This window comes from Achromobacter sp. DMS1, assembly GCF_001270295.1.
Genome location: NZ_LHSJ01000176.1, coordinates 1 through 8760 on the forward strand (window position 1 = coordinate 1; position 8760 = coordinate 8760).

Consider the following 8760-nt stretch of genomic DNA (forward strand, 5'->3'; position numbering starts at 1 on the left):
CGTCGCGCCGCGCGGGGACGGCTCCGGCGTCACGCCGCCTGCGCGCGCGTCCAGTCGATCAGCGCGGCGGTCAGTTCGCGCAGATGCGTCTTGAGGCGGACGTAGTTTTCGCTGGGGCGCAGCGAGACTTCGTCCATGTAGAGCTTTCGGTTGATCTCGATCTGCAGGCTGTGGCGGCCTTCCTGGGGCCGGCCGAAGGCGCGGACCAGCTCGACGCCCTTGTACGGGTCGTTGACCGACACATCGTAGCCGCGCTCGCGCAGCCAGGCCGCGACGAACTCACGGAAGGCGGGGTCGCTGGTGCTGCCGTCGCGGTCGCCCAGCACGAAATCGGGGTGCACCAGGCCGGGGCGGTCGGTGGCATAGGCGCCGGCCACACTGGGCATGGAGTGGCAATTGATGTGCCAGACCTTGCCGAAGCGGGCATGCGCCGCGTCGAGCACGCGCGCCAGCGCCTCGTGATAGGGCTTCCAGCAGGCGTCGATGCGGTGGCGCACTTCATCGACCGTGAGCTTGCGGTCGTACAGCGGCGTGCCGTCGTCGAGCATGCGCCAGATCAGGCCCTTGCCCAGCCTGACCTTGGACGAGGCGTTCAGGGGCCCGGGCCACGGCTGGTCGAGCAGCAGTTCGTCGATTTCATCGGGGGCGCGGTTGGCGTCGATGTAGGCGCGCGGAAAGCCGGCGGCGATCAGCGGCACGCCGAGGTCCACGGCGTCGCCCCAGAGGTCGTCCACCCACGTGTCCTCGGCCGTGCGCAGCGCGCCGAAGTCGACCGCCGGCGCGAAGTCGGGGGGATAGGCCGTGCCGCTGTGCGGAGAGTCGAGCACGAGCGGGGCCGAAATGTCCGAATTCGGATATTGCTGCGGCAGGTCGAGCCGGTAGGACAAGGGTTGGGTAATACGCATAGGGGATAGGACGTTCGTTTATCGGAGGCCCCGCAGGCACGCCGCGAGGGCGGCGCGGCGGGGCCTTGGACCGCTCAGTCGATCTTCACGTTGGCTTCTTTGGCCACGCGCTTGTTCTTGGCGATCTCGGCGTCGATCTGGGCCTTGAACTCGGCGGGGCTGTTGGCGGCCGGGGTCGCGCCCATGCCGGCCAGGCGGGACACCACGTCGGATTCGGCGCTGACCTTCTTCACGGCGGCGTTCAGCTTGTCCACCACGGGCTGGGGCAGCTTGGCCGGGCCGACCAGGCCGAACCACGAGGCGTCATTGACGGCGGGCAGGCCGGCTTCGGCGAAGGTGGGCACGTCGGCAGGGCGGCGACGCGCTTGGGCGAGGCCACGGCCAGCGCGACCAGGCGGCCGGACTGCACGTGGGGCAGCGAGGAGGGCAGGTTGTCGTACATGACGTCGACCTGGCCGGCCAGGGCGTCGTTCAGCGCCGGGCCCACGCCGCGGTAGGGCACGTGCATGATGTTGGTGCCCGAGGCCATCTTGAAGAGCTCGCCCATCATGTGCGAAACCGAACCGTTGCCGGCCGACGCGTAGGTCAGCTTGCCGGGCTCGCTCTTGGCCAGCTTGACGAAGTCGGCCATGGTCTTGGCCGGAACTTTGGGGTTGACCGTCATGATGTTGGGCACGGCGGCCAGGTTCGAGATGGCGGTGAAGTCCTTCTCGGCGTCGAACGGCAGGTTCGGGTAGATGGCCGGGTTGATGCCGTGGGTGCTGACGGTGGCGATGCCCAGGGTGTAGCCGTCCGGGGCGCTGCTGGCCACGAACGCGCTGCCGATGGAGCCGCCGGCGCCGCCGCGGTTTTCCACCACCACGGTCTGGCCCAGCTCCTTGCCCAGCTTGTCGGCGAAGAGACGGCCGACGATGTCGGTCGTGCCGCCCGGCGGGAACGGGACGATCAGGCGGATCGGCTTGTTCGGGTAGGCGTCTTCGGCGTGGGCGATGCCGGAGGCGAAGGGAGCGGCGAGCGTCGCGGCGGCGACGCACAGGCCAAGGATTACATTACGGCGTTGCATGAATTCCCCTGTGAATTGGAAAGCGGATGCGCAAAGGCAGACGCACACCAGATGATTCTTTCTTGTGCACCGGGTTTGCGCAAACGAAAGTTTCTCCGTAAGCTATTACTTTTTTTCATGCCTGCGCCAGGAATGGAAGACGGTGAAGTTACATTTTTGTAACTTCATGCAATAAAAAAGCCTTTTCCGCGTTGCGGCATGCCCCTGCATCCATGCGGCGTTTCTGTCCCTCCCTCACCGATCTGCAGGCTTTCGAAGTGGCCGCGCGCCACAGCAGTTTTACCCGCGCCGCGCAGGAACTGTGCGTGACTCAAGGCGCGGTAAGCAAGCAGGTGAAACATCTCGAGGACTTCCTCGGGGTCGAACTATTCCTGCGCATCAGGCAAGGACTGGTGCTGACGGAGGCCGGCCGCAGCTATCTGGCCAAGATTCAGGCCGGCCTGGGCCAGATCGAGGCGGCCACGGTGGAGCTTATCGCGCACCAGGGGCGCGGCGGCACCCTGCATCTCACCTGTATGCCCACCTTCGGCGCGCGCTGGCTCATCCCGCGCCTGACGGCCTTCATGCGGCTGCGGCCCGACATCCACGTCGAATTCCTGCCGCACCGGCAGGGGTACGACTTCTCCACCCCCGAACTGGACGCGGCGGTGCGCTTCGGCGAGGGCATCTGGCCAGGCAGCGGCGCGGATTACATCGTGGGCCGGGAGATTCTTCCTGTTTGCAGTCCCAAGCTCATCCCGGGCGGCTGTACGTCCGCCGAGGCGCTGCTGGCCTATCCGCTGCTGCATCACACCTCCGCGCTCGAGGGCTGGCGCGACTGGTTCGAGCAGGCCGGCTGCGACACGCGCCGCAGCCTGGAAGGCGCGCGCTTCGACCAATACGCGCTGCTCTCGCAGGCCGCGGCCGCCGGTTTCGGAGTGGCGCTGATTCCGCGCTGCCTGATCGAGGACGAACTGCGCGACGGCAAGCTGGCCGTGGCGATCCAGCTCCCGATCCGCGCCCGCATGGGGTACTACCTCTGCTACCCGGAGCAAAAGGCCAACCTGCCCACCCTGCAGGCGTTCCGCTCCTGGCTCATGGAAGTCTCGCGCGCCGCCGAGCCGCAGCCCGCCCCGGACGAGGAAGCCCTGCAACACGCCCTAAAATAGCGCTCACCATGAATCACACATCCAGCAAGAAGGGCCGCGTCGTCGTGGGCATGTCCGGCGGCGTCGATTCTTCGGTCACCGCCTGGCTGCTCAAACAGCAGGGCTACGAGGTCGTCGGCCTCTTCATGAAGAACTGGGAAGACGACGACGATTCCGAATACTGCTCCACGCGCCAGGACCTGCTCGACGCGGCCAGCGTGGCCGACCGCATCGGCGTGGAGTTCGAGTTCGTCAACTTCGCCGCCGAATACAAGGACCGCGTGTTCGCGGAGTTCCTGCGCGAGTATTCGGCCGGCCGCACGCCCAACCCCGACGTGTTGTGCAACGCCGAGATCAAGTTCAAGGCGTTTCTGGACCACGCCATGGCGCTGGGCGCCGAGCGCATCGCCACGGGGCACTACGCCCGCGTGCGGGAAGTGCCGGCCGAGGGCGGCGGCTCGGAATTCCAGTTGCTCAAGGCGCTGGACGGCTCCAAGGACCAGAGCTATTTCCTGCACCGGCTGAATCAGGCGCAGCTGTCGCGCACGCTGTTTCCGCTGGGCGAGATCCACAAGACCGAGGTGCGCCGCATCGCGCACGAGATCGGCCTGCACAACGCCGCCAAGAAAGACTCCACCGGCATCTGCTTTATCGGCGAGCGCCCTTTCCGGGAGTTCCTCAACCGCTACCTGCCCACCGAGCCGGGGCCCATCCTTACGCCGGAAGGCCAGCAGGTGGGGCGCCATGAGGGTCTGTCCTTCTACACCCTGGGGCAGCGCAAGGGGCTGGGCGTGGGCGGCGTGAAGGGCCGCCAGCGCGAAGACGGCACGGCCGAGGCCTGGTACGTGGCGCGCAAGGACTTGCAGCGCAACGTGCTGTACGTGGTGCAGGGGCACGACCATCCCTGGCTGCTGTCGGGCAGCCTGCGCGCGCAGGACGCGAGCTGGGTGGCGGGCCGTCCCCCCGCCGAGGGCGCCTACGGCGCCAAGACGCGCTACCGGCAGGCCGATGCCGCCTGCCGGCTGCAGGATGCCGGCGCGCAGGGTTTCACGCTGGCCTTCGACCAGCCGCAATGGGCGGTCACGCCGGGGCAATCCGCCGTGCTGTACGACGGCGACGTCTGCCTGGGCGGCGGCATCATCGCGTGACGCCGGTCGCCGCGCGCGGCCGCATTTATGATTTCACATCGACGAGGAGAGGGGACTTGGACATCACCATGGTGTTGTGCCTGCTGGCGCTGGGGGCGGTAGTGGGTTTCGCGGCCGGGCTGCTCGGTATCGGGGGCGGCATGTTGCTGGTGCCGTTCCTGACCATGCTTTTCACGTGGCAGGGCATGTCGTCCGATCTGGTTGTGCACGCAGCCATCGCCACGTCCATGACGTCCATCCTCTTTACCTCGATTTCCAGCGTCCGGGCGCACCATCAGCGCGGCACCATACGCTGGGGCATCGTGGCGGCCATGGCGCCGGGCATCATCGTCGGCGGCCTGCTGTCGGGCGGCGCGGTGTTTGCCGCGCTCAACACGCTCTGGCTGTCGCTGTTCTTCGCGCTCTTCGTCGGTTATTCGGGCTGGAACATGCTGCGCAACAAGAAGCCCAAGCCCAGCCGCCAGATGCCGGGAGTGGTGGGCACCTCGGCGGCGGGCGCCGGCATCGGCTTCTTGTCGGGGCTGGTGGGCGCCGGCGGCGGCTTCCTGTCCGTGCCCTTCATGGTCTGGTGCAACGTGGCCCTGCACAATGCCGTGTCCACCTCCGCCGCCCTGGGTTTTCCCATCGCGCTGGCCAACAGCGTGGGGTATGTGGTGTCCGGCCTGTCCGAAGGCGCGTCGCAGCCCGGCATGATCGGGTTCATTTACTGGCCGGCGCTGGTGGCGCTGGTGTGCACCAGCGTGCTGACCGCGCCGCTGGGCGCGCGCATGGCGCACCGCCTGCCGGTGGCCACGCTCAAGCGGGTCTTCGCCTGCCTGCTGTTCGCGCTGGCGGCCTACATGCTGGTCAAGGCCTGGCAGACCTACGCGGCGGGCTGAGCCCCGCCGGCGCGAACGAAAACGCCGCCTGGAGGCGGCGTTTTCGCTGGGGCGCGAGGCGCGGGGAGCGCGCGTCCCTCAGGCCGTCCGGGGCACGGTGTCGATGAACGACTGGCGCTGCGAAAGCTTTTCGAACAGGCGGGTGAGGTTCTCGTGGCGGGAGCGCCAGCCGAGATCGGCGAAGCGCAGGTCGAGGTAGCCCAGGGCGCAGCCCACGGCGATATCGGCCAGGCTGTAGTTGATGCCCATGCAGTAGGCGTTTTCGCCCAGGCTCTTGTTCATGGCGTCGAGGCTGGCGTGGATCTTGCCGTACTGGCGGGCGATCCATTCGGGGCTGCGCTGCGACTCGGGACGCTGGTTTTCCTTGACGACCGTGACACAGGCGTCCAGCACGCCGTCGGCGATGGCCTCCCAGCACTTCACGGCCGCGCGGTCGCGGCCGGGCTGCGGAATGAGGCGGGCAACCGGGGACAGGGTGTCGAGATACTCGACGATGACGCGCGAATCGAACAGGGCTCCGCCGTCTTCCATGACCAGGCACGGCACCTTGCCCAGCGGGTTGTACGTTTGGATCTGCGTGTCGGCGGACCAGACGTTTTCGAGTTCGAGCCGGTAGTCCAGCTTTTTCTCGGCCATGACGATACGCACTTTGCGCACGTAAGGACTGGTAAGCGAGCCGATCAGTTTCATGGAGTCACAAGCGGAGTCGGAAAGCGGCCGAAGTATAGCAGGCTGCATGGCGGCCCCGCCGTCGCAAGCCTGCGGTTTAGCCAGTTTGCCACAATGTGGGGCCCCCCCGGATGATAAAATCGTCGGGTTTTCCCCGTCCGACGGCCTTTTCCCTCCAGACCCCCCTTCCAGACCCATGCAGATCGCCAACCAGCTCAGCCAACTCAACGCTCTTTCGCCACTGGATGGCCGCTACGCTTCCCGCGGCGACGCGCTGCGCGGCCTGCTGTCGGAGGCGGGCTTCATGGCGCACCGCGTCGAGGTCGAGGTGGCCTGGCTCATCGCGCTTTCCGACGCCGGCCTGCCCGAGCTGCCGCCCTTCACGGCGGCCGCCCGCAAGCACCTGCTCTCGCTGGTCCAGCATTTCTCCGAGGCCGACGCGGCCCGCATCAAGGAAATCGAGCGCGTCACGAACCACGACGTGAAAGCCGTGGAATACTGGCTCAAGGAAAAAGTGGCCGACGACGCCGAACTGGCCCGCGCCGCCGAGTTCATCCATTTCGCCTGCACCTCCGAAGACATCAACAATACCTCGCACGCGCTCATGCTGACGCGCGCGCGCGACCGGGTGCTGGTGCCGCGCCTGCGCGAAATCGCCGCCAAGCTCACCGAAATGGCCGCGGCGCATGCCGACCAGCCCATGCTGTCGCGCACCCACGGCCAGCCGGCCAGCCCCACCACCCTGGGCAAGGAGTTCGCCAACGTGGCCGCGCGCCTGGATCGCGCCATCGCGGCCGTGGCGGCCGTCGAGCCGCTGGCCAAGCTCAACGGCGCCACCGGCAACTACAACGCCCATCTCTCGGCCTATCCCGAGATCGACTGGCCCGCTTTCAGCCAGCGCGTGCTGGCCGGCCTGGGCCTGACGCAGAACCGCCACACCATCCAGATCGAGCCGCATGACTGGATGTCCGCGCTGTTCGACGCGGTGGCGCGCGCCAACATCATCATCCTGGACCTGGATCGCGATATCTGGGGCTACGTCTCGCTGGGCTACTTCAAGCAACGGCTCAAGGAAGGCGAGGTGGGCTCCTCCACCATGCCGCACAAGGTCAACCCCATCGACTTCGAAAACTCCGAAGGCAACCTGGGCCTGGCCAACGCGGTGCTGCGCCACCTGTCCGACAAGCTGCCGATCTCGCGCTGGCAGCGCGACCTCACCGATTCCACCGTGCTGCGCAACCTGGGCGTCGGCCTGGGCTATTGCCTCGTGGCCTGGGATGCGTGCCTGCGCGGCCTGGGCAAGCTGGAAGTCAATGCCGCGGCCATCGACGCCGACATCGACGCGTGCTGGGAAGTGCTGGCCGAGCCGGTGCAGACGGTCATGCGCCGCTATGGCCTGCCGCAGCCCTACGAGCAGCTCAAGGCGCTGACGCGCGGCAAGGGCATCACCGAAGAAGCCCTGCGCGAATTCATCGAAGGGCTGGAGCTGCCCGAAGAGCCCAAGGCGCGCCTGCTGGCCATGACGCCGCGTTCCTACATCGGCCTGGCCGCCGAGCTGGCGCGCGCGCTGTAATTTCCGCGCCGCGCTGCGGGGCGCGGCGTTTCCTCGCTCAGGGGCGCACGCCCTAGTCACACACGGGAGGTTTTCATGAAGAAGTTGTCCACGTTCGCGGCGCTTGCCTGTATGACCTTCGGGCCGCTGCTGGCGCAGCCGGCGGCCGCCCAGTTCGCCAAGCCCGAGGACGCCGTCAAGTACCGCGAGGCCGCGCTGACGCTCATGGCATCGCATTTCGGGCGCATGCAGCCGGTGGTCAAGGGCCAGGCGCCCTACGATGCCGCGCAGATCAAGGCGAACGTGGCGGTGCTGAAGACCCTGTCGACGCTGCCCTGGGCGGCCTTCGGCCCCGGCACCGAGGGCGGCGAGGCTCGCCCCGAGGTCTGGAGCGACGCCGAGGGCTTCAAGCAGAAGCAGCAGGCGTTCCATGACAACATGGCCAAGCTGTCGGCCGCCGCCGACGCCGGCGATCTCGGCAAGCTGCGCGCCGCGTTCGGCGACGTGGGAGCAAGCTGCAAGTCCTGCCACGACTCCTATCGCAAGAAGAAATAAGCCCGCCGGGCAAGCGAAAAGGAAAAGCCCTGGGCGGCGAACCGGCCCAGGGCTTTCTTTTGTGTGTCGATGGTCGCCGCGGCTTGCGGGAACGCTGCTTACGAGAACGACATGCCGGCCACGACTTCCAGCGAGCGTATCCACGCCACCAGCGCCCAGACACAGGCGCCGAGCAGCAGCGCGCGCAGCCACACCGCGGGCCCGTCGTCGGCGGGCGGGGTGCCGGCGGGCAGGTCGCGCGGATCGGCGTTGCCGGTGATCATGGGGCCCACGATGCGCTTGCGGCGCACCAGGGCATACCACGCGATGGCCAGCAGGTGCAGGGCGACCAGGGCGATGATGATCCACTCGTTGAGCTTGTGCCAGGAGGTGAGGGCGCCCGCCACGGATTCGCTCACGTATCCATACAGCGGCCCCTGCGTCATGATGTCGTCGGTGGCGAACAGGCCGCTGGCCGCCTGCAGGCCGACGACCAGCAGCAGCGCCAGGACGGACAGCGCGCCCAGCGGATTGTGGCCGGCGGGCGCGGCGGCGCCCCTGAGGTAGGCGGCCACGGCCGAGGGCCCGCGCACGAATTGCGAGAAACGGGCATAGCGCGGCCCGATGAAGCCCCAGGCCAGCCGGAAGATCACCAGGCCCAGCGCCGCGCAGCCGAAGCGCACGTGCCAGTCCATATAGAGCCCGCCCAGCTTGACGCTGACGAAGGCGCCGATCACGCAGAAGGCGAACGTCCAGTGGAAAAGGCGGGTCGGGAGGTCCCAGATGCGGATTGCGAGCCTGTTGTTTTGCATGCGGATTCCGTTGCGAGCCAGATTGCCGCCGATGAATTTAGCACGGGCCACGCGCGGSCGGCCTGGCTGCGG

General features: G+C 67.6%; 8 protein-coding genes and 1 pseudogene. 5 read left to right on the top strand and 4 right to left on the bottom strand.

Features of this window, described 5'->3' with window-relative positions; all coding sequences use genetic code 11:
- Nucleotides 1–29: 29 nt before the first annotated feature.
- Both AD428_RS18280 and AD428_RS18285 read right to left on the bottom strand, forming a co-directional pair.
- Entirely contained in the window at nt 30–905 is an 876-nt protein-coding gene (locus tag AD428_RS18280; protein ID WP_053246128.1) for an N-formylglutamate amidohydrolase, read from the bottom strand.
- Between the two features lie 74 nt (nt 906–979).
- Nucleotides 980–1968 (bottom strand): annotated as a pseudogene (locus AD428_RS18285) (Bug family tripartite tricarboxylate transporter substrate binding protein).
- Between the two features lie 212 nt (nt 1969–2180).
- Here AD428_RS18285 and gcvA point away from each other — a divergent pair.
- The 3 genes from gcvA (at nt 2181) to AD428_RS18300 (ending at nt 5121) form a co-directional block, all read left to right on the top strand.
- Entirely contained in the window at nt 2181–3116 is a 936-nt protein-coding gene (gene gcvA, locus AD428_RS18290) for a transcriptional regulator GcvA (RefSeq protein ID WP_053244785.1), read from the top strand.
- An 8-nt stretch (nt 3117–3124) separates the two neighbouring features.
- Entirely contained in the window at nt 3125–4243 is a 1119-nt protein-coding gene (gene mnmA, locus AD428_RS18295; RefSeq protein WP_053246129.1) for a tRNA 2-thiouridine(34) synthase MnmA, read from the top strand.
- Nucleotides 4244–4311: 68 nt separating this feature from the next.
- On the top strand, nt 4312–5121 hold the full coding sequence (locus AD428_RS18300) for a sulfite exporter TauE/SafE family protein (protein ID WP_369798785.1): 810 nt from the start codon (nt 4312–4314) through the stop codon (nt 5119–5121).
- A 78-nt stretch (nt 5122–5199) separates the two neighbouring features.
- Here AD428_RS18300 and AD428_RS18305 read toward each other — a convergent pair whose 3' ends face one another.
- Nucleotides 5200–5811: a glutathione S-transferase gene (locus AD428_RS18305; RefSeq protein ID WP_053246131.1), complete on the bottom strand. Its 612-nt coding sequence runs from the start codon at nt 5809–5811 to the stop codon at nt 5200–5202.
- 175 nt (nt 5812–5986) lie between these two features.
- On the opposite strand from AD428_RS18305, the gene purB reads away from it, so the two are divergent.
- Complete coding sequence (gene purB / locus AD428_RS18310; protein WP_053246132.1) at nt 5987–7363, top strand: adenylosuccinate lyase; 1377 nt, start codon at nt 5987–5989, stop codon at nt 7361–7363.
- Between the two features lie 75 nt (nt 7364–7438).
- Entirely contained in the window at nt 7439–7897 is a 459-nt protein-coding gene (locus AD428_RS18315) for a c-type cytochrome (RefSeq protein ID WP_053246133.1), read from the top strand.
- A gap of 98 nt (nt 7898–7995) precedes the next feature.
- Here the strand turns inward: AD428_RS18315 and AD428_RS18320 are convergent, their stop codons facing one another.
- Nucleotides 7996–8688, bottom strand: a complete 693-nt coding sequence (locus AD428_RS18320) for a cytochrome b/b6 domain-containing protein (RefSeq protein WP_053246134.1) — start codon at nt 8686–8688, stop codon at nt 7996–7998.
- Between the last annotated feature and the right edge of the window lie 72 nt (nt 8689–8760).

Excerpts from the sequence above, each read along its gene's own strand:
- purB (WP_053246132.1), top strand. The coding sequence starts at position 5,987 with ATGCAGATCGCCAACCAGCTCAGCCAACTCAACGCTCTTTCGCCACTG.
- AD428_RS18305 (WP_053246131.1), bottom strand. The coding sequence starts at position 5,811 with ATGAAACTGATCGGCTCGCTTACCAGTCCTTACGTGCGCAAAGTGCGT.
- gcvA (WP_053244785.1), top strand. The coding sequence starts at position 2,181 with ATGCGGCGTTTCTGTCCCTCCCTCACCGATCTGCAGGCTTTCGAAGTG.
- AD428_RS18315 (WP_053246133.1), top strand. The coding sequence starts at position 7,439 with ATGAAGAAGTTGTCCACGTTCGCGGCGCTTGCCTGTATGACCTTCGGG.
- AD428_RS18280 (WP_053246128.1), bottom strand. The coding sequence starts at position 905 with ATGCGTATTACCCAACCCTTGTCCTACCGGCTCGACCTGCCGCAGCAA.
- AD428_RS18300 (WP_369798785.1), top strand. The coding sequence starts at position 4,312 with ATGGTGTTGTGCCTGCTGGCGCTGGGGGCGGTAGTGGGTTTCGCGGCC.
- AD428_RS18320 (WP_053246134.1), bottom strand. The coding sequence starts at position 8,688 with ATGCAAAACAACAGGCTCGCAATCCGCATCTGGGACCTCCCGACCCGC.
- mnmA (WP_053246129.1), top strand. The coding sequence starts at position 3,125 with ATGAATCACACATCCAGCAAGAAGGGCCGCGTCGTCGTGGGCATGTCC.